Origin of the sequence: Fontisubflavum oceani (assembly GCF_030407165.1) — a bacterium.
Taxonomy (GTDB): Bacteria; Pseudomonadota; Alphaproteobacteria; order Rhodobacterales; family Rhodobacteraceae; genus Rhodophyticola; species Rhodophyticola oceani.
This window is the reverse complement of record NZ_CP129111.1, coordinates 1,397,706-1,423,171: the sequence shown is the minus strand read 5'-3', so window position 1 is coordinate 1,423,171 and position 25,466 is coordinate 1,397,706. Positions and strand designations below refer to the sequence as shown.

18 protein-coding genes, 1 tRNA gene and 4 pseudogenes are annotated in these 25,466 nt (G+C 59.4%); 4 read left to right on the top strand and 19 right to left on the bottom strand.

Going from position 1 to position 25,466, the window contains the following annotated elements:
* Nucleotides 1-2: 2 nt before the first annotated feature.
* From rpsJ to QTA57_RS07250, 17 genes and pseudogenes are all read right to left on the bottom strand, one after another.
* Nucleotides 3-317 (bottom strand): 30S ribosomal protein S10, encoded by a 315-nt coding sequence (gene rpsJ, locus QTA57_RS07330; RefSeq protein WP_121899052.1) that lies wholly within the window; start codon nt 315-317, stop codon nt 3-5.
* 80 nt (nt 318-397) lie between these two features.
* Complete coding sequence (gene tuf, locus QTA57_RS07325) at nt 398-1,573, bottom strand: elongation factor Tu (protein ID WP_145214922.1); 1,176 nt, start codon at nt 1,571-1,573, stop codon at nt 398-400.
* Between the two features lie 57 nt (nt 1,574-1,630).
* A pseudogene (gene fusA / locus QTA57_RS07320) lies at nt 1,631-3,749 on the bottom strand (elongation factor G).
* Between the two features lie 52 nt (nt 3,750-3,801).
* Nucleotides 3,802-4,272: a 30S ribosomal protein S7 gene (gene rpsG / locus QTA57_RS07315; RefSeq protein ID WP_145214969.1), complete on the bottom strand. Its 471-nt coding sequence runs from the start codon at nt 4,270-4,272 to the stop codon at nt 3,802-3,804.
* A gap of 12 nt (nt 4,273-4,284) precedes the next feature.
* Nucleotides 4,285-4,656: a 30S ribosomal protein S12 gene (rpsL, locus tag QTA57_RS07310; RefSeq protein WP_121899615.1), complete on the bottom strand. Its 372-nt coding sequence runs from the start codon at nt 4,654-4,656 to the stop codon at nt 4,285-4,287.
* 373 nt (nt 4,657-5,029) lie between these two features.
* A complete protein-coding gene (locus QTA57_RS07305) occupies nt 5,030-5,947 on the bottom strand; it encodes a DMT family transporter (RefSeq protein WP_290154303.1) in 918 nt (305 codons plus the stop codon).
* Nucleotides 5,948-6,252: 305 nt separating this feature from the next.
* A pseudogene (gene rpoC, locus QTA57_RS07300) lies at nt 6,253-10,462 on the bottom strand (DNA-directed RNA polymerase subunit beta').
* A gap of 94 nt (nt 10,463-10,556) precedes the next feature.
* Nucleotides 10,557-14,692 (bottom strand): annotated as a pseudogene (gene rpoB / locus QTA57_RS07295) (DNA-directed RNA polymerase subunit beta).
* 258 nt (nt 14,693-14,950) lie between these two features.
* Nucleotides 14,951-15,331: pseudogene (gene rplL / locus QTA57_RS07290) on the bottom strand (50S ribosomal protein L7/L12); the annotation flags it as partial.
* Nucleotides 15,332-15,406: 75 nt separating this feature from the next.
* A complete protein-coding gene (rplJ, locus tag QTA57_RS07285; RefSeq protein WP_145214954.1) occupies nt 15,407-15,925 on the bottom strand; it encodes a 50S ribosomal protein L10 in 519 nt (172 codons plus the stop codon).
* 423 nt (nt 15,926-16,348) lie between these two features.
* Complete coding sequence (gene rplA, locus QTA57_RS07280) at nt 16,349-17,050, bottom strand: 50S ribosomal protein L1 (protein ID WP_145214951.1); 702 nt, start codon at nt 17,048-17,050, stop codon at nt 16,349-16,351.
* 3 nt (nt 17,051-17,053) lie between these two features.
* Nucleotides 17,054-17,506 carry a 50S ribosomal protein L11 gene (rplK, locus tag QTA57_RS07275; protein ID WP_145214948.1) on the bottom strand — a complete coding sequence of 151 codons (453 nt, stop codon included), beginning with the start codon at nt 17,504-17,506 and terminating at the stop codon, nt 17,054-17,056.
* A gap of 179 nt (nt 17,507-17,685) precedes the next feature.
* Entirely contained in the window at nt 17,686-18,957 is a 1,272-nt protein-coding gene (locus tag QTA57_RS07270; RefSeq protein WP_290154301.1) for a tetratricopeptide repeat-containing sulfotransferase family protein, read from the bottom strand.
* A 435-nt stretch (nt 18,958-19,392) separates the two neighbouring features.
* Entirely contained in the window at nt 19,393-19,926 is a 534-nt protein-coding gene (gene nusG / locus QTA57_RS07265; RefSeq protein ID WP_290154300.1) for a transcription termination/antitermination protein NusG, read from the bottom strand.
* 207 nt (nt 19,927-20,133) lie between these two features.
* Nucleotides 20,134-20,331, bottom strand: coding sequence for a preprotein translocase subunit SecE (gene secE, locus QTA57_RS07260; RefSeq protein WP_290154298.1), 198 nt, complete (start codon nt 20,329-20,331; stop codon nt 20,134-20,136).
* Nucleotides 20,332-20,567: 236 nt separating this feature from the next.
* Nucleotides 20,568-20,643: transfer RNA gene (locus QTA57_RS07255), tRNA-Trp, on the bottom strand.
* A gap of 56 nt (nt 20,644-20,699) precedes the next feature.
* The gene (locus QTA57_RS07250; protein WP_171562943.1) at nt 20,700-21,350 is read right to left on the bottom strand and encodes a CatB-related O-acetyltransferase; all 651 of its coding nucleotides are present in this window, start codon (nt 21,348-21,350) and stop codon (nt 20,700-20,702) included.
* A gap of 158 nt (nt 21,351-21,508) precedes the next feature.
* On the opposite strand from QTA57_RS07250, the gene QTA57_RS07245 reads away from it, so the two are divergent.
* Nucleotides 21,509-21,790, top strand: coding sequence for a hypothetical protein (locus tag QTA57_RS07245; protein ID WP_290154297.1), 282 nt, complete (start codon nt 21,509-21,511; stop codon nt 21,788-21,790).
* Here the strand turns inward: QTA57_RS07245 and QTA57_RS18385 are convergent.
* Nucleotides 21,787-22,647: an NADP(+)-dependent, decarboxylating phosphogluconate dehydrogenase gene (locus QTA57_RS18385; RefSeq protein ID WP_330696783.1), complete on the bottom strand. Its 861-nt coding sequence runs from the start codon at nt 22,645-22,647 to the stop codon at nt 21,787-21,789. The genes QTA57_RS07245 and QTA57_RS18385 overlap by 4 nt on opposite strands.
* Nucleotides 22,637-23,197: an NAD(P)-binding domain-containing protein gene (locus tag QTA57_RS18380; protein ID WP_330696781.1), complete on the bottom strand. Its 561-nt coding sequence runs from the start codon at nt 23,195-23,197 to the stop codon at nt 22,637-22,639. Before QTA57_RS18380 ends, QTA57_RS18385 begins: the two co-directional genes overlap by 11 nt.
* Nucleotides 23,198-23,351: 154 nt before the next feature.
* Here QTA57_RS18380 and QTA57_RS07235 point away from each other — a divergent pair, with 154 nt between their 5' ends.
* The 3 genes from QTA57_RS07235 to QTA57_RS07225 all read left to right on the top strand — a co-directional run bounded on the left by QTA57_RS07235 (nt 23,352) and on the right by QTA57_RS07225 (nt 25,430).
* Nucleotides 23,352-24,047, top strand: coding sequence for a lysophospholipid acyltransferase family protein (locus QTA57_RS07235; protein WP_290154296.1), 696 nt, complete (start codon nt 23,352-23,354; stop codon nt 24,045-24,047).
* Nucleotides 24,048-24,172: 125 nt separating this feature from the next.
* A complete protein-coding gene (locus tag QTA57_RS07230; protein WP_290154294.1) occupies nt 24,173-24,739 on the top strand; it encodes a peptide-methionine (R)-S-oxide reductase in 567 nt (188 codons plus the stop codon).
* A 436-nt stretch (nt 24,740-25,175) separates the two neighbouring features.
* Nucleotides 25,176-25,430, top strand: coding sequence for a hypothetical protein (locus QTA57_RS07225; protein ID WP_171562951.1), 255 nt, complete (start codon nt 25,176-25,178; stop codon nt 25,428-25,430).
* Nucleotides 25,431-25,466: the final 36 nt, after the last annotated feature.

Genomic DNA, 25,466 nt, shown 5'->3' with positions numbered 1-25,466 from the left:
CCTTAAACTTTGATCTCGACATCGACACCGGCGGCCAGGTCGAGCTTCATCAGCGCGTCCACGGTCTGCGGGGTCGGGTCAACAATGTCCAAAAGACGCTTGTGGGTCCGAATCTCCCACTGGTCGCGGCTTTTCTTGTCCACATGCGGGCCACGAAGGACCGTGAACTTCTCAATCTTGTTCGGCAGCGGGATCGGCCCGCGCACCTGCGCACCTGTGCGTTTGGCCGTATTGACGATCTCTTGCGTGCTGGCATCCAGAACGCGATAGTCAAAGGCCTTTAGCCGGATGCGGATATTTTGGCTTTGGACTGCCATGTTATCAGCCTTTCGAGGCAATTGGAGTTGATAGGAGGAGTGGCCACCACGGCCACCCCTCGTCGAACCCTTAGGGTCTTTTACTCGATGATTTTCGACACCACGCCGGCGCCGACGGTGCGACCGCCTTCGCGGATGGCGAAGCGGAGGCCGTTTTCCATCGCGATCGGCGCGATCAACTCAACGTTGAACTTCAGGTTGTCGCCCGGCATCACCATCTCGGTGCCCGAGGGCAGCTCGACCGTGCCGGTCACATCGGTGGTCCGGAAGTAGAACTGCGGGCGGTAGTTCGCGAAGAACGGCGTGTGACGGCCACCCTCTTCCTTGGTCAGGATATACGCCTCGGCCTCGAACTTGGTGTGCGGGGTCACAGAACCCGGCTTACACAGAACCTGACCACGCTCAACGCCGTCACGGTCCACACCCCGCAGAAGCGCGCCGATGTTGTCGCCCGCTTCGCCGCGATCCAGCAGCTTGCGGAACATTTCAACGCCGGTACAGGTGGTTTTCGAGGTGTCGCGGATGCCCACGATCTCGATCTCGTCACCCACATTGATCACGCCACGCTCAACCCGACCGGTCACAACCGTGCCGCGGCCAGAGATCGAGAACACGTCTTCGATCGGCATCAGGAACGGCTGATCCACGGCGCGTGCCGGCGTCGGGATGTACTCGTCAACCGCCGCCATCAGCTCAGCGATCTTCTCCGACCCGATGGCGTCGTCACGACCTTCCAGAGCGGCCAGGGCCGACCCTGCGATGATCGGGATATCGTCGCCCGGATACTCGTAGGAGGAGAGCAGTTCGCGGATTTCCATCTCGACCAGCTCAAGCAGCTCTTCGTCGTCGACCTGGTCCACTTTGTTCATGAACACGACCATGTAGGGGATACCCACCTGACGGCCGAGCAGGATGTGCTCACGGGTCTGTGGCATCGGGCCGTCAGCCGCGTTCACCACCAGAATGGCACCGTCCATCTGCGCCGCACCGGTGATCATGTTCTTCACATAGTCGGCGTGGCCGGGGCAGTCCACATGGGCGTAGTGACGGTTGTCCGTCTCATATTCCACATGCGCCGTCGAGATCGTGATCCCGCGCGCTTTCTCTTCCGGCGCACCGTCAATCTCGTCATAGGCTTTGAAATCGCCAAACTGCTTCGTAATCGCTGCCGTCAGCGTCGTCTTGCCATGGTCAACATGGCCAATCGTGCCAATGTTCACATGCGGCTTACTACGCTCAAACTTTTCCTTTGCCATGATGGCCTCCTTGTCTTTTCGGGTGGTGGGTAGAGCGGGGATCTCCCCGCCACCCGGTTATGCGTATTGCGACTGAATCTCTTCCGAGATGTTCTGCGGGACCGGATCGTAATGATCGAACTGCATGGTGAACTGCGCACGGCCCGAAGACATGGAGCGCAGCGTGTTGATGTAGCCGAACATATTGGCCAGCGGTACCATCGCGTTGATGGCAATCGCGTTACCGCGCGGCTCTTGGCCCGTCACCTGACCCCGACGCGAGGTCAAATCGCCGATGATGCCACCGGTGTAATCCTCGGGCGTCACCACTTCGACCTTCATGATCGGCTCGAGCAATTTCGCGCCAGCTTTCTTCATGCCTTCGCGCATGCCCATACGGGCGGCAATTTCAAAGGCCAGAACGCTGGAGTCCACATCGTGGAATTTCCCGTCGATCAGCGCGACTTTGAAGTCGATCACCGGGAAACCGGCCAGCGGGCCGCTATCCATGACCGATTTGATGCCTTTCTCCACCCCAGGAATGTATTCCTTCGGAACAGCACCACCGACGATGCGGGACTCGAAGGAATACCCTTCGCCCGGCTCGGTCGGCGAGATGATCATTTTCACTTCGGCGAACTGACCCGACCCACCGGACTGCTTCTTATGGGTGTAGCTATGCTCGACCTCGTGGCCGATGGTCTCACGATAGGCCACCTGCGGCGCACCAATGTTCGCTTCAACCTTGAACTCCCGCTTCCAGGCGGTCAACCAAGATGTCGAGGTGCAATTCCCCCATGCCCTTCATGATGGTCTGACCGGATTCCAGATCGGTCTCGACCCGGAAGGACGGGTCTTCAGCGGCCAAACGGGCTAGACCTTGCGACATTTTCTCTTGGTCGGCTTTGGTCTTCGGCTCCACCGCGATCTCGATCACCGGATCGGGGAAGGTCATGGTTTCCAGAACCACCGGATCGTTCACGTCGCAAAGCGTGTCGCCCGTGGTGGTGTCTTTCAAACCGGCCAGCGCGATGATGTCGCCTGCAAAGGCTTCTTCGATCTCTTCGCGGTTGATCGAGTGCATCATCATCATCCGACCGACACGCTCTTTCTTCCCCTTGGTGGAGTTGAGCATCGTGTCGCCCTTCTTCAGAACACCCGAATAGAGACGTGTGAAGGTCAGCGAGCCGACAAACGGGTCGTTCATGATTTTGAACGCCAGGCCGGAGAAGGCCATGTTGTCATCGGCGCGGCGGGCGATGTCGCGGGTTTCAGTTTCGTCGCCGGGTTTGAAGCCCATGTAATCGACCACATCCAGCGGGCTGGGCAGGTAATCGATCACAGCGTTCAACAGCGGCTGAACACCTTTGTTCTTGAACGCGGAACCGGCCAGAACCGGGATGAACTTGATCTCGAGCGTGCCCTTACGGATCAGCGCGCGCAGCGTGTCTACATCAGGCTCTTCACCTTCGAGATACGCCATCATGGCATCGTCATCCATCTCGACCGCGGTCTCGATGAGCTTGCCGCGCCACTCCTCGGCGGTTTCTTTCAGGCTGTCACGGATCGGACGTTTTTCCCAGGACGCCCCCAGGTCTTCGCCGGCCCAGACCCACTCTTCCATGGTGATCAGGTCGACCACACCTTCCAACTCGTTCTCAGCGCCGATCGGGATCTGAATAGGTGCCGGGGTGGCCCCCGTGCGATCCTGGATCATGTGCACGCAATTGAAGAAGTCGGCACCGATCTTATCCATCTTGTTGACGAAGACAATGCGCGGAACCTTGTAACGGTCAGCCTGGCGCCACACGGTCTCGGTCTGCGGCTCAACACCGGCATTGGCGTCGAGCACGGCAACCGCGCCATCAAGAACCGCCAACGAGCGCTCAACTTCGATAGTGAAGTCCACGTGGCCAGGGGTGTCGATGATGTTCAGACGATGCTTTTCGGTATCTGCGGTCTGTCCGTCTTCGGTCCGCTCCCAGAAGGTGGTCGTGGCAGCCGAGGTGATCGTAATGCCGCGCTCCTGCTCCTGCTCCATCCAATCCATGGTGGCGGCGCCGTCATGCACCTCACCAATGTTGTGGGATTTGCCAGTGTAATACAGGATCCGCTCCGAGCAGGTGGTTTTCCCTGCATCGATATGGGCCATGATCCCAAAGTTACGGTAGCGGTCGAGCGGATAGTCGCGAGCCATTTGGTTCAGTCCTCAGACAGAAATTTGCAGACGCCGGGCAAAGCCCGACAAATTACCAGCGGTAGTGAGAGAATGCCTTGTTGGCATCCGCCATTTTATGGGTGTCTTCACGCTTCTTCACAGCGGAACCGCGCGAGTTCACAGCGTCGATCAGTTCACCTGCCAGACGCTCTTCCATGGTGTTTTCGTTGCGCGACCGGCTGGCGGAGATCAGCCAACGGATCGCCAGCGCCTCACGGCGCTCAGGGCGCACTTCGACCGGCACCTGATAGGTGGCACCACCCACCCGGCGGGAGCGAACTTCCAGCGCGGGTTTGATGTTGTCGAGCGCTTCGTGGAACACTTCCACAGGCGCGCGCTTCAGCTTCTCTTCAACCCGATCAAAGGCATTATACACAATGCGCTCGGCGACGGATTTTTTGCCGTCGATCATCAGGTTGTTCATGAATTTGGTCAAAACCCGGTCGCCAAATTTGGCGTCGGGCAGAACTTCGCGCTTCTCGGCAGCGTGACGGCGGGACATAGGCTGATCCTCTTACTTGGGGCGCTTGGCGCCGTATTTCGAGCGGCGCTGACGACGATCTTTGACACCTTGGGTATCCAGAACGCCGCGCAGGATGTGATAACGCACACCGGGAAGGTCTTTCACACGACCGCCGCGGATCAGAACCACAGAGTGTTCCTGAAGGTTGTGGCTTTCACCGGGGATATAGCTGATGACCTCATAGCCGTTGGTCAGACGCACCTTGGCCACTTTCCGCATCGCCGAGTTCGGCTTTTTCGGCGTTGTGGTGTAGACGCGCGTACATACGCCGCGTTTCTGCGGGCAGGCTTCCAAGTGCTGCGACTTGGAGCGTTTGATTTTGGGCTGCCGCGGTTTGCGGATCAGCTGTTGGATCGTCGGCATTCGGTTCCCCGTCTTGCTCATTCATGTCAATTGGCGCCACGTCACATGACGAAAACACCAAAACCGCATGCGTCCCTTTCCTACCTGGAGGACGCCGCGGTGGGTTTCCCAGAGGATCGGGGCACTTAAACCGCCCGGATCATGGCCACTCAAATCTGTATGTCTGGCAATCTGGGCGCATGACGCACCCCTGCCAAGTGGCGCGCGGTATAGGGGGAATCGGATGGGCTGTCAACAGCGCCCCGAGCTTGGCTCTGGCCTTTGCGCAAAAGGCACAGCGGGCCTATCGACCCGTCGAGATATCTTGGCCGAACTGCTGTCTGATTGAGCGTGGCGAGCGGCGTCTTTCGCGCCCGGCCTTGGACGTCCTCATCTAGAGCGGACGGGCGTCATTTCCTCCGTGGTTGCCCGAGCCATTTTGCTCCGCGCGGCGGGCCGTGACCTGCTCGCGCCAGAGGGTAAAGAGCCCGGTCGCGACCACAATCGCACCGCCAATCAACGTCAATCGATCCGGCCACTCGCCGAAAATCAGCCATCCAAGGATCAGAGCCCAGATCAGAGATGTGTAACGGAACGGCGAAACAAAGCTGATCTCGCCAACGCGCATGACCATGATCGAAAACAGATAGGCCGCGATGATCACAGTCGAAGCGGCAAGGATCAGCGCGATACTTCGCAGATCGGTCGCCCCCCAAGGTTCCGTCAAAGAGACAAGCCCGCCGAATACGCCAACGACAGCTGCCGTAATCACTGCCACCCCCATGGACGGCGTCTCGGGGCTCAGCTGCCGAGTAATCAGATCGCGAGCCGTCACCATCGCCACCGCCACCAGGGCAACAAGCGCGTAAATCGTGAACCCATCGCCGCCAGGTTGCACAATCAACATCACACCGACAAACCCGATTAAGATCGCTACAAGCCGCCGCCACCCGACCGGTTCGCCCAAGAAGACATAAGCCGCCAACGTGACCGTCAGCGGCAGCGCCGATAGGATCGCGGTGACATTGGCAATCGGCATATTGATCAGCGCCGTTAGAAACGCGACCATGGCGGCAATCTCGGTCACCGTCCGCCAGAACACGCGGCCGCGATCCCTTGGAGGGATGCGGAAATTCAGCCCGCCCAATGCCCAGACCATGACAGCCATCATCACCGTCGTGGTCACCCCACGCAAGAAAACCACCTGAAACAGCGGCAAATCCGCGGCCAGAAGTTTGACGCAGGCATCGTTAAGCGTGAACCCGGCCATGCTGCCCATCATGAACAGCGCGCCTTTGAGATTAGGGCTCATTCTTCCTCGCCATTGTTAGAAGCATTTGCTTGTGCAAATCGAGGCATGATCGGAAGCATGGGGTTCAGATCTCGGCCAATGAACTCCGCCAAGGATCAACGGCACCGTCACCCTGCATCTGTCTTGTGACGGCGACGCCACCATGGATCAGATCGGAGAGCCGACAAACGCCAATGACTAGTTGCTGAACCGCGTTACTCCTTCGACCGTCCCGAGGGCCAGACTATGGCAATCCCCTTGGCAAAAGAAACCCCCGCCGAACTTTCATTCGACGGGGGTCATTTTGTCACGATGCGACGCCTGGATTACTCCGCCGCGCTCTCGCCTGCATCGGTGTCTTCCGGTGCGGCAAGGGCTGCGGCAGCTTCCGCCTCGGCCCGCGCCGCTTCGATCACCACCGCATCGCGCTCGGTTGCGATTCGGCGAACGCGCTGCGTGGCACCACCAGTACCCGCCGGGATCAGGCGACCGACGATGACGTTCTCTTTCAGGCCCACCAGCTTGTCGCGTTTGCCCTGCACCGACGCCTCGGTCAGAACACGGGTGGTTTCCTGGAACGACGCCGCCGAGATGAACGACCGGGTCTGGAAGCGACGCTTTGGTGATCCCCAGAAGGATCGGCTCGCCTTGGGCCGGGCGACGACCTTCGGCCAGCGCCTTTTCATTGGCCTCGTCAAACTCCGCCTTATCGACGTTTTCGCCTTTCAGGAGCGTGGTTTCCCCTGAATCCAGGATCTCCCATTTCTGCAACATCTGGCGGACGATCACCTCGATATGCTTATCGTTGATCTTCACGCCTTGCAGACGATAGACGTCCTGCACCTCATCGATCAAGTAATCGGCCAAGGCCTCGATCCCCATGATCCGCAGAATATCATGCGGTGCCGGGTTCCCATCCATGATGTAGTCGCCCTTCTGGACGAAATCGCCCTCGGCAACAGGGATGTGTTTGCCCTTCGGCACCATGTATTCCACGGTTTCCTGGCTCTCATCGGCGGGCACAACGGCGATCCGGCGCTTGTTTTTGAAGTCGCGGCCGAATTTCACATAGCCATCTTTCTCAGCGATGATGGCGTGATCTTTCGGACGCCGCGCCTCGAACAATTCCGCCACGCGGGGCAGACCCCCGGTGATGTCCTTGGTCTTAGCGCCTTCGCGCGGGATACGAGCGACAACGTCGCCAGCCTCGATGGTTTGGCCATCTTCGACCGAGAGGATCGCATCGACCGACATCGGATAGGTCACCGGGTTGCCCGCATCGTTGCGGACCGGTTCGCCATCTGCACCAACCACGATGATCTCTGGCTTGAGCTCGTTGCCTTTCGGGGCCGCGCGCCAATCCATCACGATCTTCTGGGTCATGCCGGTGGCATCATCGGTCTCATCCCGGACAGCAATGCCAGAGACCAGATCGACAAACCGTACCGTACCGGCCTTCTCAGCGATGATCGGCAGGGTATACGGATCCCATTCGAACAGACGGTCACCGCGTTTGACGTCAGCGCCTTCGGCCACATGGACCTTGGTGCCATAGCCGAGCTTGAAGCTCGCCCGTTCTGCGCCATGCTCATCCATGATCGCCATGACCATGTTCCGGCCCATGACAATGATGTCGCCCGCCGCGTTTTCCAGCAGGTTGGTGTTGCGGAACTCGATCTTGCCCTCGGCACCAGCCTCTTGGAACGACTGCTGGCCACCTTGAGCAACGCCACCGATGTGGAAGGTCCGCATCGTCAACTGCGTGCCAGGCTCCCCGATCGACTGCGCGGCGATGATGCCGACAGCTTCACCCACATTGACGCGGGTGCCGCGGGCCAAGTCACGGCCATAACAGGTCGCGCACACGCCCTCTTCGGCCTCACAGGTCAGTGGCGAGCGGATTTTCATCGAAACGACACCGGCTTGTTCCACCGCGTCCGCTTTGCGTTCGTCGATCAACTCACCCTTGGTCAGGAGCACCTCATCGGTGCCAGGCACCAGTACGTCCTCACCAGCGGTCCGGCCCAGAATGCGCTCGGCCAGGGAGGAGACAACCTCCCCGTCATTGACCGCAGGTTCCGCGGTGATGGTGTTTTCCGTACCGCAATCGATCATCCGAACGATGCAATCCTGGGCCACATCCACCAGACGGCGGGTCAGATAGCCCGAGTTCGCCGTCTTCAACGCGGTATCCGATAGACCCTTCCGGGCGCCGTGGGTCGAGTTGAAGTATTCAAGAACGGTCAGACCTTCCTTGAAGTTCGAGATGATCGGCGTCTCGATGATCTCACCCGAGGGTTTGGCCATCAGGCCGCGCATGCCGCCCAACTGCTTCATCTGGGTGACCGAGCCACGCGCGCCGGAATGGGCCATCATATAGACTGAGTTCGGTTCCATCTCGGCCCCGTTCTCATCCTTCTGATTGGCCGAGATCGAGCCCATCATGGCATCGGTGACCTTGTCGTTGGCTTTCGACCAGGCATCGATGACCTTGTTGTACTTTTCACCCTGGGTGATCAGGCCGTCCATGTACTGCTGTTCGAACTCCTTCACCTGGCCGCGGGTCTCATCAACCAGCTCCCATTTGGTGTCGGGGATCAACATGTCGTCCTTGCCGAAAGAAATCCCAGCCTTGAACGCTTCGCGGAAGCCCAGGGTCATGATCTGGTCGCAGAAGATGACCGACTCTTTCTGACCGCAATAGCGATAGACGGTGTCGATGACCTGCTGCACCTCTTTCTTTCGCAGAAGACGGTTCACGAGTTCAAACGGCGCCTTGGCATTCAGCGGCAAGAGCGAGCCGAGACGAATCCGGCCCGGGGTCGTTTCAAAGCGCTGATAGACCTCGTTGCCTTCCTCATCAATCTGCTTAAGCCGCGCGGTGATTTTGGCGTGCAGATGCACTTCACCGGCATTCAAAGCGTGCTCGACTTCCTCGACATTGGCAAAGGTCATGCCCTCGCCAACCATGCCTTCGCGCTCGAGAGTCACATAGTAGAGGCCCAGGATCATATCCTGCGACGGCACGATGATCGGCGCGCCGTTGGCGGGCGACAGAACGTTGTTCGTGGACATCATCAAGACACGGGCTTCCAACTGGGCCTCAAGGCTCAGCGGGACGTGAACCGCCATCTGGTCCCCGTCGAAGTCGGCGTTGAAGGCCGAGCAGACGAGCGGGTGAAGCTGGATCGCCTTGCCTTCGATCAGCACCGGCTCAAACGCTTGGATGCCCAAACGGTGCAGCGTCGGCGCGCGGTTCAGAAGCACAGGGTGTTCGCGGATCACCTCATCGAGGATATCCCACACTTCGGGGCGTTCTTTTTCGACCAATTTCTTCGCCTGCTTGACAGTTGAAGACAGGCCTTTGGCTTCAAGCCGTGAGTAGATGAACGGCTTGAACAGTTCGAGCGCCATTTTCTTCGGCAAGCCACACTGGTGCAGCTTCAGTTCCGGCCCCGTCACAATCACGGAACGACCGGAGAAGTCCACGCGCTTGCCGAGCAAGTTCTGACGGAAGCGGCCCTGCTTACCTTTCAGCATGTCGCTGAGCGATTTCAGCGGGCGCTTATTGGCCCCCGTAATCACCCGGCCGCGACGGCCATTGTCAAACAGAGCGTCAACGGATTCCTGAAGCATCCGCTTTTCGTTCCGGATGATGATATCCGGCGCGCGCAGCTCGATCAGGCGCTTCAAACGGTTGTTCCGGTTGATCACCCGGCGATAGAGATCGTTCAGGTCCGAAGTCGCGAACCGACCACCGTCCAGCGGAACCAACGGGCGCAGTTCTGGCGGGATGACCGGCACGACGGTCAAGATCATCCATTCCGGGCGGTTACCCGAATCCAGGAAGTTCTCAACGATTTTCAGTCGTTTGATGATCTTCTTCGGCTTCAGCTCACCGGTGGCTTCTTTCAGATCTTCGCGCAATTGCGCAGCTTCGGCCTCCAAGTCGATGTTCTGCAACATCTCACGGATGGCTTCGGCGCCAATATTGGCCTGGAACGCATCGGCACCATAGGCGTCTTGCGCATCCATGAACTCTTCTTCGGACATCAACTGCCCATAGGTGAGGTCCGTCAGACCGGGTTCGATCACCACATAGTTCTCGAAATAAAGAATCCGCTCCAGATCGCGCAGCGTCATGTCCAGCATCAAACCGATGCGCGATGGCAGCGATTTCAGGAACCAGATATGTGCAACGGGGGCGGCCAGTTCGATATGGCCCATACGCTCGCGGCGGACTTTCTGCAGGGTGACTTCCACACCGCATTTCTCGCAGACAACGCCGCGATACTTCATCCGCTTATATTTGCCGCAAAGGCATTCGTAATCCTTCACCGGCCCAAAGATACGGGCGCAGAACAGGCCGTCACGCTCCGGCTTGAACGTCCGGTAGTTGATGGTCTCGGGCTTTTTGATCTCGCCGTAGGACCACGAGAGAATCCGCTCCGGGCTCGCCAGGCTGACTTTGATCTCGTCAAAGGCCTTTTGCGGGGTGAGCGGGTTGAACGGGTTGTTGGTCAGTTCCTGGTTCATCTTGATACCTCAAATATCGGGCGGGAGGGGAAAGGCTGGGGGGCCGTTTTCTTGCAAGAAAACGGGTCGGAGTTTTGCAAAACTCCGTTTCCCCTCACTCTTCTTCCTCCGCATCCAGGAGTTCCATGTTGAGGCCGAGGCCTCGCACTTCTTTGACAAGCACGTTGAAGCTTTCCGGAACGCCCGCCTCGAAATTGTCTTCGCCTTTGACAATCGACTCATAGACTTTGGTCCGGCCCGCCACATCATCCGACTTGACGGTCAGCATCTCCTGCAGGGTGTAGGCCGCGCCATAAGCTTCCAGCGCCCAGACTTCCATTTCCCCGAACCGCTGGCCACCGAACTGCGCTTTGCCGCCCAGAGGCTGCTGCGTGACCAGGCTGTAGGGCCCGGTGGAACGTGCGTGGATCTTGTCATCGACCAAGTGGTGCAGTTTCAGCAGATACTTCACACCCACCGTGACCTGGCGGGAGAATTGCTCCCCCGTCCGACCATCATAAAGGTCCGACTGGCCAGAGCTGTCAAAGCCCGCGCGTTCAAGCGCATCGTTCACATCTGCTTCTTTCGCCCCGTCGAACACCGGGGTCGCAATCGGAACGCCACGGGTGACGTTTGATGCGGCCTCAAGGATTTGACTGTCTTCCATCCCGGCCGTGGCCTCGGTGTAGACATCCTCACCATAGGCGATCTTCATCGCATCCTGCACCGGGGTCATGTCGCCAGAGCGGCGATACTCACCCAGAGCCTCGTCGATTTTCAGGCCCATGCCGCGCGCGGCCCACCCCATATGGGTCTCAAGGATCTGACCCACATTCATCCGTGACGGAACGCCAAGCGGGTTCAACACGAAATCAACCGGGGTACCGTCGCCCAGGAACGGCATGTCTTCCATCGGCACAACCTTGGAGATCACACCTTTGTTGCCGTGCCGACCGGCCATCTTGTCACCCGGTTGCAGCTTGCGCTTCACCGCGATGAAGACTTTGACCATCTTCATCACGCCCGGGGGCAGATCGTCGCCACGGCGGACCTTCTCGACCTTATCCTCGAACCGGTGATCCAGCGCACGCTTCTGCGCTTCGAACTGTTCGTTCAGCGCTTCCACATGGGCGGCGTCTTTCTCCTCGCCAAGGGCAAGTTGCCACCACTGACCTTTGGAGAGAGTCTCCAGCAGCTCTTCGGTAATCTCGGAGCCAGACTTGACGCCTTTCGGGCCTTTCACGGCTTTCTTGCCGAGGATCATGCCTTTCAGACGCGCATAGATGTTGCGCTCCAGGATGTGCAACTCGTCATCGCGGTCGCGGCTCAGACGCTCAACCTCTTCGCGCTCGATCTGCAGGGCGCGCTCGTCCTTTTCCACACCATGGCGGTTGAAGACGCGCACTTCCACAACGGTCCCGAAATCGCCGGGCGGCAGACGCAGCGAGGTATCGCGCACATCGGAGGCTTTCTCACCAAAGATCGCCCGGAGCAGTTTCTCCTCCGGCGTCATCGGGCTTTCGCCCTTTGGCGTGATCTTACCCACGAGGATATCGCCCGGCCCGACTTCGGCACCGATATAGACGATGCCCGCCTCGTCGAGATTGCGCAGCGCCTCCTCACCGACATTCGGAATGTCGCGGGTGATCTCTTCCGGCCCGAGCTTCGTGTCACGGGCGGCGACTTCAAACTCCTCGATATGGATCGAGGTGAAGACGTCGTCGCGCACGATGCGTTCGGAGATCAGGATCGAGTCCTCATAGTTGTAGCCATTCCACGGCATGAAGGCGACGACAACGTTCTTGCCAAGCGCCAGTTCCCCCATATCGGTGGACGGGCCGTCGGCAATGACCTCGTTCTTCGAGACCTTGTCACCCACTTTCACCAGCGGACGCTGGTTGATGCAGGTGTTCTGGTTCGAGCGCTGGAATTTCCGCAGGCGATAGATATCGACGCCCGCATCACCCAGTTCCAGATCCTCGGTGGCGCGCACAACGATCCGCTGCGCATCGACCTGGTCGATCACACCCCGCGGCGCGCCATGATCGCCGCGCCTGAGTCCTTGGCCACAACGCTTTCGATGCCGGTGCCCACGAAAGGCGCATCAGCCTGCAACAGCGGCACCGCCTGACGTTGCATGTTCGAGCCCATCAGAGCGCGGTTCGCGTCGTCGTTCTCAAGGAACGGGATCAGCGAGGCCGCGACAGAGACCAACTGCTTCGGGCTGACGTCGATCAGGTCCACATTCTCGCGCGGTGCGAGCGTATACTCCCCGGACTGACGGGTCGAAACCAGATCATTGATGAACTGCCCATCTTCGGTCAGCGTCGCGTTGGCCTGGGCCACGGTATGCCGCATCTCTTCGGTGGCGGACATATAGTGGACCTCATCGGTCACCTGGCCATTATCCACCTTGCGATAGGGCGTTTCGATGAAGCCGTATTTGTTCACCCGAGCATAGGTCGCCAGCGAGTTGATCAGACCGATATTCGGCCCTTCCGGCGTTTCAATCGGGCACATCCGGCCGTAATGGGTCGGGTGCACGTCGCGCACCTCAAAACCCGCACGTTCGCGTGTCAGACCACCGGGGCCAAGCGCCGACAGGCGACGTTTATGGGTGACTTCCGAGAGCGGGTTGGTCTGGTCCATGAACTGCGACAGCTGCGAGGAGCCGAAGAATTCTCGCACAGCTGCGGCAGCCGGTTTCGCGTTGATCAAGTCCTGCGGCATCACGGTGTCGATCTCAACCGACGACATCCGTTCTTTGATCGCGCGCTCCATCCGCAGAAGGCCAACGCGATATTGGTTCTCCATCAATTCGCCAACAGAGCGCACCCGGCGGTTGCCGAGATGGTCGATATCATCGATATCGCCACGCCCATCGCGCAGATCGACCAGCGCCTTGATACAGGCGACGATGTCTTCCTTGCGGAGTGTCCGCTGCGTGTCTTCCGCATCCAACGCCAGGCGCATGTTCATTTTGACCCGACCCACGGCCGAGAGATCATAGCGCTCGCTGTCGAAGAACAGCTGATCGAACAGACCCGAGGCCGCTTCAACGGTGGGCGGTTCGCCCGGGCGCATCACGCGATAGATGTCCATCAGCGCGGTGTCGCGATTCAGGTTCTTATCTGCCGCCATGGTGTTGCGGATATATGGGCCGACATTGACATTATCGATGTCGAGAACGGGGATGTCGGTGATGCCGGCATCCAGCAGTTCTTTCAGCGTGCCGCCGGTGACTTCGCCGTCTTTGTCGAGCTCCCAGGTTAACTCATCACCCGCTTCGACATAGATCGCGCCGGATTCTTCGTTGATGATATCCTTGGCAACAAAACGCCCGACGATGGCGTCAAACGGCACCAACAGATCGGTGACTTTGCCCTCATCGATCAGCTGTTTGACTGCGCGCGGCGTGACTTTCTTGCCCGCCTCGGCGATCACATCACCGGTTTTGGCGTCGATCAGATCGGTCGCCGGGCGCGTGCCCCGCACCCGCTCAGGGAAGAACTTGGTGACCCAGCCTTTGTTCTTCTTCAGCTTGAAATCGACCGTGTCGTAATAGGCATCCATGATGCCTTCCTGGTCGAGACCAAGCGCATAGAGCAGCGTGGTGACAGGCAGTTTCCGGCGACGATCGATCCGTGCGAACACGATGTCCTTGGCGTCGAACTCGAAGTCGAGCCAGGAGCCGCGATAGGGGATGATGCGGCAGGCAAAAAGCAATTTGCCCGAGGAATGGGTTTTGCCTTTGTCGTGATCGAAGAACACGCCGGGCGAGCGGTGCATCTGGCTGACGATAACCCGTTCGGTGCCGTTCACGATGAACGTCCCGTTCGGCGTCATGAGGGGCATGTCCCCCATGAACACGTCTTGTTCTTTGATGTCTTTGACCGATTTCGCGCCGGTATCTTCGTCGATATCAAACACGATCAGACGGAGCGTAACCTTGAGCGGCGCGGCATAGGTCATGTCGCGCTGCTGGCACTCTTCGACGTCATATTTCGGGTGTTCCAGCTCGTATTTCACGAACTCCAACACGGCGGTTTCGTTGAAATCCTTGATCGGGAAGACCGATTGGAACACGCCTTTGATTCCCTCGCCGTCAAGCGGGTCGGGCATGTCGCCGGATTTCAGAAAAAGATCGTAAGAAGACTTTTGGACCTCGATGAGGTTCGGCATCTCCAGCACTTCGCGGATTTTGCCATAGAATTTGCGGATACGTTTTTGGCCTGCGTAGGTCTGAGCCATGCTCTCAAACACCTTTTTGGTTTCCTCGCGCTGCCATGCCGTCGGGGCACCGACATGGCCTCACACTGAAACAAGCGGGTTCGGACCAATTCATGCCTGCCGTCCCACCGGCAAGCTCCCGATCCATTGAACGCCACCTTAGGGAAGACCCGCCCGTGTCCGACACGGGCCCTCGCTAAGACAGGTTCGGCTGGACCCAGGTTTTCGCCCAGGTCCAGCCAATTTTTCACGTCCGAGCCGCAGCCCGGCGCGGATTACTTCCAGTTCGACCTCTGCGCCAGCTGCTTCCAGCTTGCCTTTGATCTCTTCTGCTTCGGCTTTGTCGACGCCTTCTTTGACGGCTTTGCCGCCGGCTTCGACCAGCTCTTTGGCTTCTTTCAGACCCAGGCCAGTGATCGCGCGGACCTCTTTGATGACGTTGATCTTGGAGGCGCCAGCGGCCTTCAGGATGACGTCAAATTCGGTCTGCTCTTCAGCAGCTGCGCCGCCGGCGTCGCCGCCTGCAGCACCGGCAACCATCACTGCGCCGCCAGCGGCGGGCTCGATGCCGTATTCGTCTTTCAGAATGGTTTTGAGTTCTTGTGCTTCGAGAAGGGTCAGACCCACGATCTCTTCAGCCAGTTTTTTCAGATCAGCCATTTTCACGGTTTCCGTATGTAGGTGTGTTTTCCAACATCGCAAGGGCCAGGCCCTACGACAGGTCTCCAGATTGCTTTACGCGGCTTCCGCCTTCTCTTCGATGGTCGAAAGGATGCTCGCGATATTCGAAGCAGGTGCGCCAATGGCCCCGGCAATGTTCGAAGCAGGTGCGCCAATGCAGCCCACGATCGAAGCAATAAGCTCCTCACGCGACGGCATTTTCGCAACGGCTTTGACACCAGCCTGGTCCAGAACGTTCTCGCCCATCGCGCCGCCCAGGATCACGAACTTGTCGTTTTCCTTGGCATAGGCATCCGCGGCCTTGGCCGCAGCCACAGGATCCTCGGAATAGGAAAGAACGGTCATCCCCGTCATCAGGTCGGCGATGCCAGCGGCAGGCGTTCCTTCGAGGGCGATTTTGGCGAGCCTGTTTTTGGCAACGCGAACGGACCCACCCGCCTCACGCATTTGCGCGCGCAGGTCCTGCATTTCAGCAACCGTGAGGCCTTCGTAGTGCGAGACCACGACGACGCCAGAGCTTTCAAAGATTTGGCCGAGTTCCTCGACCACTTTCTCTTTCTGGGCTCTATCCACAGTTTTACTCCAATTTGGGGGTCACCCCCCGGCTCGTTTCTACCGGATCGCTCCGGCGGTTTTGGTCCTTGGTCAACGGGAACCACCACCGCCAGGCGCTCAAACGGAGAGAGCCTAAACTTGATCGGTCTGATCCCGCCTCAGGTAGGAATTACAAGGGCGTTCAGGCCCCAACCCGCCGTCTCGGACGAAACGCAAAAGAGCGCGGGACGAATCACGCGCTCTGGTGCAAGGGCGTGAGTAGTGCGCGCGAAACGATTTGCCAAGCCCTAGAGGCCAGGAAATCTACGGTTTTGGGCAGTTTTTGTGGCAACACTGGCGATCCCGGCTAAATCGGCGGTGCATCACCGGCAAATCACCTCACAACAGAAAAAGGGCAGGCCCGCACGGAACCTGCCCTTCCAATCCGTTCTGGCGACGCCCTTAGGCGTTGCCGGTCGCGCTATCCACATTCACCGAGACGCCTGGCCCCATGGTGGAGCTAAGCGACACTTTCTGCATATAGGCGCCTTTGGCACCGGCAGGTTTCGCTTTGCTCACTGCATCCACAAAGGCGCGGATATTGGCGGCGAGTTTGTCTGCGTCGAAGCTGGCTTTGCCAACACCGGCATGAACCACACCGGCTTTCTCGGCTTTGAACTGAACCTGGCCGCCCTTTGCCGCTTCCACGGCTTCTTTGACATCCATGGTCACCGTGCCGACCTTCGGGTTTGGCATCAGGTTCCGGGGTCCAAGCACCTTACCCAGACGGCCCACGATGGGCATCATATCCGGCGTGGCGATGCAGCGGTCAAACTCGATGGTGCCGCCCTGGACGGTTTCCATCAGGTCTTCGGCGCCCACAATATCGGCCCCCGCCGCGGTTGCTTCCTCGGCCTTCGGGCCACGAGCAAATACAGCAACGCGCACCGATTTGCCGGTGCCGTTGGGCAGGTTCACCGTGCCACGGACCATCTGGTCGGCGTGACGCGGATCAACACCCAGGTTCATCGCGATCTCGATGCTCTCGTCGAATTTCGCCGAGGCGTTTGCCTTGATCAGATCCACCGCCTCTTCGACGGTGAGGTTCTCTTTGCCAGCAAAGGCTTCACGGGCCGCTTTGACGCGTTTTCCAACTTTAGCCATGACTTAACCTTTCACCTCGATACCCATCGAGTTGGCCGAGCCAACGATGATCTTCATAGCGGCCTCAACGTCATTGGCGCTGAGGTCTTTCATCTTCGCTTCGGCGATCTCACGCACCTGAGCGACGGTGACGGTTGCCACGGTCTCGCGACCCGGGGTCTCCGCGCCGCGTGGGCGGTTCCGTTTGCCGACAGGTTTCAGGCCAGCGGCCTTCTTCAGGTAATAAGACGCTGGCGGCGTCTTGATTTCCATCGCGAAGGATTTGTCCTGGTAATAGGTGATGATCGTCGGGCAGGGGCTGCCCGGCTCCATATCCTGGGTCTTAGCGTTGAACGCCTTGCAGAACTCCATGATATTGATCCCGCGCTGACCGAGGGCGGGGCCCACCGGCGGCGAGGGGTTGGCTTGACCTGCAGGGATCTGCAGTTTCATCGTGCCAGCAAGTTTCTTGGCCATCTTGGCCTCTCCTTTTTCCAACAGCCGCCTGACGCGTCAGGAAGCCTTTGTTGATGTGGTCTGGTCCGCGGCACGCGTGCCACTCGCCTCCCACATGGGGTGCCGCATAAGACGACAGGGCGTCGCGTTACACCGGGATAGACCAAAGCGCAAGTGGCGGGGCTCCGTCGGCAGAGATATTAAACGACGGTATAGCCCATCATCGGCGCATAAGGACGCCAGCGGTCGAGACCATCGCGATTAATCGGCTGGCGCACGGCCACCGAACTGAGCGTCTGAACGGGCTGCGCATTGTCTTCGGGCCGCAAACAAGCTTCGGTCCAGGACAGGTCCAGACGTTTGAGGAGATTTCGGACTGTAGGCTCCGGCGCCTGTACGACGTCCTCATAGGCGACAACGTGAAACCGCTCTTTTAATCGGCTCTGCCAAAAATCAACCAGCACATCAAAACTGTCCTGATATTGCCGAATATCATCCAAACTATAGCTAAACAGTTGCTTCCCACGGCGGAAGACCTGTTTGTAGAGCGATATCGCGACCGCGCGGGGATCACGTCGCACCAAAACGATATGTGACCTCGGCATCGCAGCGAGAACGGGGCCAGCGTAAAGTAAGGTCTGCAGCGATTTATCAGTATGGCGCGGCGCGGGGCCAAAGCGTGCGAGCATGCGTTTGCTATAGTGATCGGCCAAATCTGATAGGCCCTGTAGCGTGATGTCGACGCCGCCAGGTCTCAACTCCTCCGGCGGCCCGATCGTTTCGCGGACCGCGCGTGAGAGAAAGGCAGCCTCGCCGCCGCCTCTCACCTCTGGATGCGCGGTTAATATCTGTTCGATCAGAGTGGTACCAGACCGTGCCATGCCAGTGATGAAAATGGGCGCAAAATCAGACGAAGCCTTTGCCGTCATCGTCGCCATATCGATGCCATCAAAGCTTTTCCGCGCGGCAGCGACTTGGCGAAGGCGAGTTGACACCTGGTAGGGGAAATGCGCCCGCATCCCCTGATTGCCTCGGTCAAGAGCCCGGAAGGCCGCTGGAAAATCTCCCAAATCTTCAAGAATCTTGGCGCGCGCAAACTGAAGATGCACGGCTGAAAGATGGTTGGACGGGACTCGTGCAGCAACCGATGCCAAGGTGTCGAGACTTCCATCCCCTGGCCTGGCCTTTACCAGATCGCTGCGCAGCCGATAGAGTTCACCATCCAGAGGTTGCATTTTTATCGCACGATCCAGATCGCGTACTGCATCGTCGAAATTGCCTACGGCACGCGTCAACAGGGCCCGGCGAACCAAAAGAGGAACGGGCACGTCACCCTTTGCCATTCTACGGGTCAGCGTGGCGACAGCATCTTCGACTCGGTATAGATATTCTTCGAGATCTGCGCGGAAATCCAAAAACTTGGGTGAGGCATCTGGCTTGTCTAGCCGGATCACTTCTTCCAATGCCTCCATTGGCCGATCCAAAGCTTGCAGCAGCCGCGACCGAAACAGTTGCGCCTGCCGGGCAACCACCAGAGCCTGATCGATAGATGTTAACGCGGCGACCAAATCGCCGTCAGACGCCTGCTTACGTGCGCTGGTGACTTTGGCTTCAAAAGATTCGGTCGCCACGGCGTCACCTTCATACCTGAAAACTGGTTTTCCGGATCGCGGAGAACCGTGCGATTCCGAAATGTAACGTTCAGTTCAGAACTTGGGCATTTTTGTCCCAAGGTAAAGAGCTTACCGAAAAAAATCTGTCGATATGACTGAGGCATCCTGACACCGCACTGACACCGGCGGTATCTCGCCTCTTGGTCGATCAAAGCGCTCAGAAACTAGGCAGCCAAAGAGACCCTTCGACCGCCAATTACAACAGTGTGAGCATGCGCGCTTTCGAGGGCATACTCAGACTTGCTTTGAAACCTGCGTGTATTCCAGTTCCACCGGCGTCGCACGGCCAAAGATCGAAACTGTCACCTTCAGGCGTTGGTTTTCGTCGTCGACTTCCTCGACCATGCCGTCGAAGTCTTCGAATGGTCCGTCGTTGACCTTGATCTTCTCGCCAACTTCGAAGGTGATCGTGTTGCGCGGTGCGGCTTCGCCCTCTTCGACGCGGTTCAGAATCGAATTGACCTCATCATCGCGCATCGGCATCGGGCGGCCTTGCGGGCCCAAAAAGCCCGTCACGCGCGGGATCGAGCTGATTGCGTGATAAGCTGCGTCGGTTAGTTCCATACGGACCAGGACATAGCCGGGCATGAAGCGGCGCGGCACGGTGACTTTCTTGCCCCGGCGCACTTCGATCACGTCCTCTTCGGGAACCAAGACTTCTTCAATCTCTTCCTCGAGGCCCTTTTCGGCCACGGCAGTTCTGATCTGCTCGGCAATGCGCTTTTCGAAGTTCGACAGCACGCTGACCGAATACCACCGTTTTGCCATATGTCTCACCGCTCCTGTCCCGACCATTTCGGCCCGGAAAAATCTCATCTTTCCAGAGGGTTGAACCCTCCGCCCCGAACAAAAAACAGCGTGCATCACGAATCGACGCACGCCATGATCAGGGAAGTGGGGCGTGCCTATCGCCCCGATGGCCGAAAATCAAGGGCCGCGGCGGGATTTCTGCCCGACGCCGCACACGGCAAACGCCTAGCCGAAAAAGGTCAGGATCAGTTCCAGCCCCTGGCGGATCATCCAATCGACGAAGAAGAAAAAGATCGCTGCCAAAACCGCCATGATGAACACCATGACCGTTGTCAGAAGCACCTCGCGTCGGCCCGGCCAAACGACTTTGGCCACCTCGGCGCGGGTCTGCTGCAGAAACTGAAACGGGTTGGTCATAGCCATGGGTAAACGTCCGATCCTTCACGGGTGCTGAGCGCCATATACGCAGCCCACGACGCGCGTGCAAGCGGCCCTGCACAGAAGAATAGGTTACAAAAATCTCGGATCGCCGGAAAACGCGACCCTATCAGCGGTTTTGATAACTCTTTCTTCACACTTAAGGGCGGCAAAGGCGCCATGAAGACGGCGCGCGCCGCGCATTATCCGAGACCTGTCAGAGGGGAGATTTGATGTGGCCTTGGCAGGGGTGGAGAGACTCGAACTCCCGACCGTCGGATTTGGAATCCGGTGCTCTACCAACTGAGCTACACCCCTAGGCCGAGAGATCGTTTAGCCCTGAGGCGGGCGCATTGCAAGCGGCAAAGCGGCGCTCAGACGCGGGCCAGCGCGTCAATATCGCCGCCGGTGATCAGGGCCTCATGCGCGATGATCTTATCAATCGGCCAATCCCACCAGGCAATGGCATTGAGGCGGGCGATATCCGCCTCCGCGAACCGCATCCGCAACACCTGCGCCCGGTTGCCGCCGACAATCGCGTAGTCGGGAATGGTGCCCGAGACGACCGAGCCGGAGCTCACGATCACCCCATTGCCGATACGCGCACCCGGCAGGATGAGGCTGTTCATGCCGATCCAAACGTCGTGACCGACCACCGTATCGCGACCCTGGGGCAGGCTGGAGGGATAACTGAAAATCCGCTCCGGATCATAGATCGCGAAGGGATATGTGGAGATGCCATCCATCTTATGATTGGCCGAGGCGGTCACAAAGCGCGTGCCATGGGCGAATTGGCCAAACTTACCGATCCGCAACCGTTCGGACGAGCTTGGGAAGATGTAAGGCGCAATGCGCGCGGCCCAGCCCGAGACATCGGCAGGCGGATCGAAATCGCTGTAATAGGTGTAGTCACCAACCTCGATCCGTGGGTGGTCGATGACGGCTTTCAAAAACACATTTATTGGCAGCTCAGTGCCATCAGGCAGTCGGGCGGGATGGCGTGTATCGGGGCTGGGAAATGGCATAACGGCATCTCTTTGAATGTGAGTTTGCCCGGTCTTGGCAGTGACGCGGGGCGACTGCAACCCGAACACATCTGCCTCGCGATGCAGGCAGGAATTGACCGAAGGAAAGAGGATACACACATCTACATCACCAACACCCGCCGCCAATGGAGGTTCTCATGCTACGTGCCAGCGCCATCGCCCTCGCCCTTACGGCCCCAATCGCCCTGCCCAGCATGGCCTCTGCGCAGACCGACGCCTGCTCGGAGCAACTCGTGCGCAGCGTCGAAATGCGGATGCCACGGATCAGCGAAGGCTTGGATATCCGCGATTTGTCCTGCCTCGGGATCACGCAGATTTATTTCCTCTTGGACAATGACAGCGACCGGTTTGGTGTCCCGCTGACCCGAACGCGGCAGCGAATTGAGGCCGTGTTCCGCCGCGAGGGATTGTTCCGTTAATCGACCCAAGGGCCGTGAAACCCGCTCTCGCCCGGACGGTCGAGCCGCTCGAACCCGTGTTGACCAAAGAAATCCCGCTGTGCCTGAAGCATATTGGCGGTGCCGCGTGCGGTGCGCATCGTATCGAAATAGCCAAGCGCGGAAGAGAGCGCGGGCACGGCGATGCCATGAGCGGCGGCCAAGCTGACGGTCTGGCGGAGAGCGGTGTGGTGCTGCGTCATCAGAGACGCGAAATGCGGTGCCATGATCAGCGCGCGATCCGCCGCCTCGCCCAATGCCGCCGCCATATCGTCAAGCATCGCTGAACGGATGATGCAGCCCGCGCGCCAGATCTCCGCGACCCGGGGCAGAGGCATATCCCAGGACTCTTCGGCGCTGGCCTTCGCCAGCAGCTCAAAGCCTTGGGCATAAGCGATGATCTTGCCAGCGATCAGCGCGCCTTCCATCATCGCCTCGGTTAGTGCATCGCGTGGCAGCGCCATCGGCCCGGCGCCATAAAGCGCCTCCCCCGCCCCGCGATCCTCAGCGCGCGAGGACAGAACCCGCGCTGTCACCGCCGCCTCCACCGCGGGCAACGGCGCACCGCGATCTTGGGCATCCATCACCGTCCAGCGTCCGGTGCCTTTCTGCCCGGCACGGTCGGCGATCACATCCAGCATCGATTGGCCGGTCGCGGGGTCCTGTGTCCCTGCAATCTCGGCGGTGATCTCGATCAAGTAAGACCGCAAGACGCCCTCGTTCCAGCGGCTGAAGATCGGTGCCATCTCTGGCGCGGTCAGACCCAGCCCGTCCCGCATCAGTCCGTAAATCTCGGCAATCATCTGCATATCGGCATATTCGATGCCGTTATGGACCATCTTCACGTAATGCCCGGCCCCGCCCGGCCCCAAATGCGCAACACAAGGCGGCGCCCTGGAAATCGGCGGCGATGGCCTCAAGAACCGGCGCAACCATGGCATAGGCCTCGCCAGTGCCGCCGGCCATCATCGACGGACCATGACGTGCGCCCTCGGCCCCGCCGGAGACGCCAAGGCCCAAATAGATCAAGGGTGCTGAGTCAGCGGCGCGGCGATTGGTGTCACGCCAGTCGGAATTGCCGCCATCGATGATCACATCCCCGGGGTCGAGGAGCGGTTTCAGCGCCGCGATCTGGTCATCGACCGGTTTGCCCGCCGGTACCAGTAGGATGATCCGGCGCGGCGATTGCAGCGCGGCAACGAAGCCTTCCAGCGTCTCGGCTGGCGTCAGGCGGCCCGCCAGCGGGCCTGCCTCGGCCAGAAACGCCTCAGTCCGCGCATAGGTCCGGTTGAAAACGGCGATCTGGTGGCCATTCTCGGCGATGTTCAACGCCAGATTGCCGCCCATCGTGCCAAGGCCGATGAGGCCGATCTCTGCTTGCTCTGCCATGGGGTTTGCCCTGTCCCTGAGATGTCGCGTTTGATCCGACCCTAGCGGGCAGGACGCGCCACCGCCAGTGCCGAGACCGATCGGCATGGGATTGACCCGCGCGGAGAGACCGGCCATGTCACCTGGACCCGCCAACGGACCTCGCAGCCTGCTCATGAGCCTTCGCAAACGCATCGCCGATCATCCGCGCTCGAACCGAGCGGTTGCGGCGCTGTTCGGCGGATATATGCGGCTGGTGCGGGCCACCTCACGCGGGCGTGACGATGGTTGGGAGGCCGTCGCCGAGGCCCTAGAGACAGATGGCGCAGTTTTGATCGTCTGCTGGCATCAGCGTTTGATGCTGACACCTTGGATGTTCGACCTGAGCCAAGCGCCCTGCCGGAGCTTGACATCCGATGGCCGGGCCGGGCGGCTGGTGGGCTGGATACACCGGGCGTTTGGCTATGAAACCATGCCGATGAAACGCGGGATGTTGGGCGCAGGCGCAATCCGCGATGTGCTGCGCGGCTTGCAGAATGGGATTTCGATCGGCATCTCGCCCGATGGCCCGCAAGGCCCGCCCCGTGTTGCCAAAGTCACGCCGATCCAATGGGCGCGGGCCACGCAAATCCCTGTTTTCGTGTTCACATTCTCGGCGCGGCGCTATTGGAGCTGGCCCACCTGGGATAGGTTGATGTTCCCCCTGCCCTTCACCCGGGTGGAGCTGATGTGGCGCCGTTGGGACCGCGCAGTGCCGCGCCGGTTGGACGCGGCCGAGGCAGACGCGCTGGCCGTCGAGCTGGGGGATTTCATGAACGCGGTCAGCGCCGAATGTGACGCGCGCGTGGGGCACGCGACACCGCAGCTTTGAGCCCACCCGTCGCGGGCCCGTTTCACCAAAAAGCGATCAGCCCATCACGGCCCGTCACGCAGGCTTGGTTGGGCCGTTATCACCCCCGGACCTATCCTGGACTCCCAAGCACCAGGAGAACCCGAATGTCTTTACCAAACCTCCCCCGCCGCCGGTTTCTGGCCACGGCCACCGCCACATCGGCGGCCAGCTTGCTTGCCGGGCAAGCCAGCGCCGCCTCGCAGCCAGCCGCCGGCGGCTCCGAAGAGTTTCAATATGAGGTCACTCGCAGCTTCTCGGAATGGCTGAGCCGGTTGAGCGAGCAAGAGTTTCAAGTCATGCGGCTCAACCAAACGGAAGTGCCGCGCTCCAGCCCGCTTTGGCAGGAGACCCGCGCCGGGACCTATTGCTGCCGCGGCTGCGACCTGACGCTCTATGACAGCGATTGGAAGGTCATCTTGCCAATGGGCTGGGTGTTCTTTCACCATTCGCGGCCCAACGCCGTGCTGACCGGCATCGATTCTGGCCCGCAGCCGCCCGATGCGGAGGTCACCGAAGAAGCCAGCGCAGACATGGGCAATGGCGATCCCGATCAAGCCTTTGTCGAAGCGCATTGCCGTCGCTGCGGCAGCCATCTGGGCCATATCGTGGCGATCGAGGGCCAGGTGTTGCACTGCATCAATGGCACCAGCCTGGATTTCCAGCTCGCCTAACCGATCAGCACAAGACTGAGTCGCTGCCCGCTCTGGTTTCACTGCCCCTTGCCCCTGGTCTTGTAACACAGACCAGGGGTTTTTTGACGCGCTGGTGAGCAACGGCCCCCAAGACGATCACAGCGTTTTGACACACGGAATGGTGTTGCGTTGCAACCTTTGCACAACCGGGGGCCGAGGCCGCGCTGAAGACGCATACTGCTCACGCAGAGTGGCCGGAATGTGAAGGAATTTGTGGTTCTTTATCAAAGCAATGACGCCGATCCATCGCCTTTGATCACGCTCTCTTCACAGCCACTGCCAAGCAACCAAACCCTGCGCGAGGGAGCGTGAGGAAAATGGTGTTTTTACCGGGGTGATCCAACTCCCGATGTTGTGCGTGCGGGGCAGACAACCCCGCGCCTTGTGAAACCAAGACAATCTGAGGAGATTGATAATGAAAGCGACTTTGACCGCACTTGCCCTGGCCGCAACCCTGTCCGTGGGGCTTGCGCCAGCCAGCTTTGCCATGGAGGCCGAGATTGATGCCTTGATGGAGGCCCTGGAAGGAGAGCTGTCGAGCCGGGGTATCGAAACGGAAGGCCTGGAAAACCTGACAATTGCAGAGCTGCGTCTTGTGCAACAGATGCTCGCCAATGGCGACAGCGCTGGCGAGATGCGCCGGTCGATCGATGTGTTCGTCAACGAATAAGCATCGCACCTAAAACACAGAAGGGGCCGCATGATG

Bases quoted from the DNA above. Each gene is read 5' to 3' on its own strand.
- rpsJ (WP_121899052.1), bottom strand. From the start codon at position 317: ATGGCAGTCCAAAGCCAAAATATCCGCATCCGGCTAAAGGCCTTTGAC.
- tuf (WP_145214922.1), bottom strand. From the start codon at position 1,573: ATGGCAAAGGAAAAGTTTGAGCGTAGTAAGCCGCATGTGAACATTGGC.
- rpsG (WP_145214969.1), bottom strand. From the start codon at position 4,272: ATGTCCCGCCGTCACGCTGCCGAGAAGCGCGAAGTTCTGCCCGACGCC.
- rpsL (WP_121899615.1), bottom strand. From the start codon at position 4,656: ATGCCGACGATCCAACAGCTGATCCGCAAACCGCGGCAGCCCAAAATC.
- QTA57_RS07305 (WP_290154303.1), bottom strand. From the start codon at position 5,947: ATGAGCCCTAATCTCAAAGGCGCGCTGTTCATGATGGGCAGCATGGCC.
- rplA (WP_145214951.1), bottom strand. From the start codon at position 17,050: ATGGCTAAAGTTGGAAAACGCGTCAAAGCGGCCCGTGAAGCCTTTGCT.
- rplK (WP_145214948.1), bottom strand. From the start codon at position 17,506: ATGGCCAAGAAACTTGCTGGCACGATGAAACTGCAGATCCCTGCAGGT.
- QTA57_RS07270 (WP_290154301.1), bottom strand. From the start codon at position 18,957: ATGGAGGCATTGGAAGAAGTGATCCGGCTAGACAAGCCAGATGCCTCA.
- nusG (WP_290154300.1), bottom strand. From the start codon at position 19,926: ATGGCAAAACGGTGGTATTCGGTCAGCGTGCTGTCGAACTTCGAAAAG.
- secE (WP_290154298.1), bottom strand. From the start codon at position 20,331: ATGGCTATGACCAACCCGTTTCAGTTTCTGCAGCAGACCCGCGCCGAG.
- QTA57_RS07250 (WP_171562943.1), bottom strand. From the start codon at position 21,350: ATGCCATTTCCCAGCCCCGATACACGCCATCCCGCCCGACTGCCTGAT.
- QTA57_RS07245 (WP_290154297.1), top strand. From the start codon at position 21,509: ATGCTACGTGCCAGCGCCATCGCCCTCGCCCTTACGGCCCCAATCGCC.
- QTA57_RS18385 (WP_330696783.1), bottom strand. From the start codon at position 22,647: ATGGTCCATAACGGCATCGAATATGCCGATATGCAGATGATTGCCGAG.
- QTA57_RS18380 (WP_330696781.1), bottom strand. From the start codon at position 23,197: ATGGCAGAGCAAGCAGAGATCGGCCTCATCGGCCTTGGCACGATGGGC.
- QTA57_RS07235 (WP_290154296.1), top strand. From the start codon at position 23,352: ATGAGCCTTCGCAAACGCATCGCCGATCATCCGCGCTCGAACCGAGCG.
- QTA57_RS07230 (WP_290154294.1), top strand. From the start codon at position 24,173: ATGTCTTTACCAAACCTCCCCCGCCGCCGGTTTCTGGCCACGGCCACC.
- QTA57_RS07225 (WP_171562951.1), top strand. From the start codon at position 25,176: ATGAAAGCGACTTTGACCGCACTTGCCCTGGCCGCAACCCTGTCCGTG.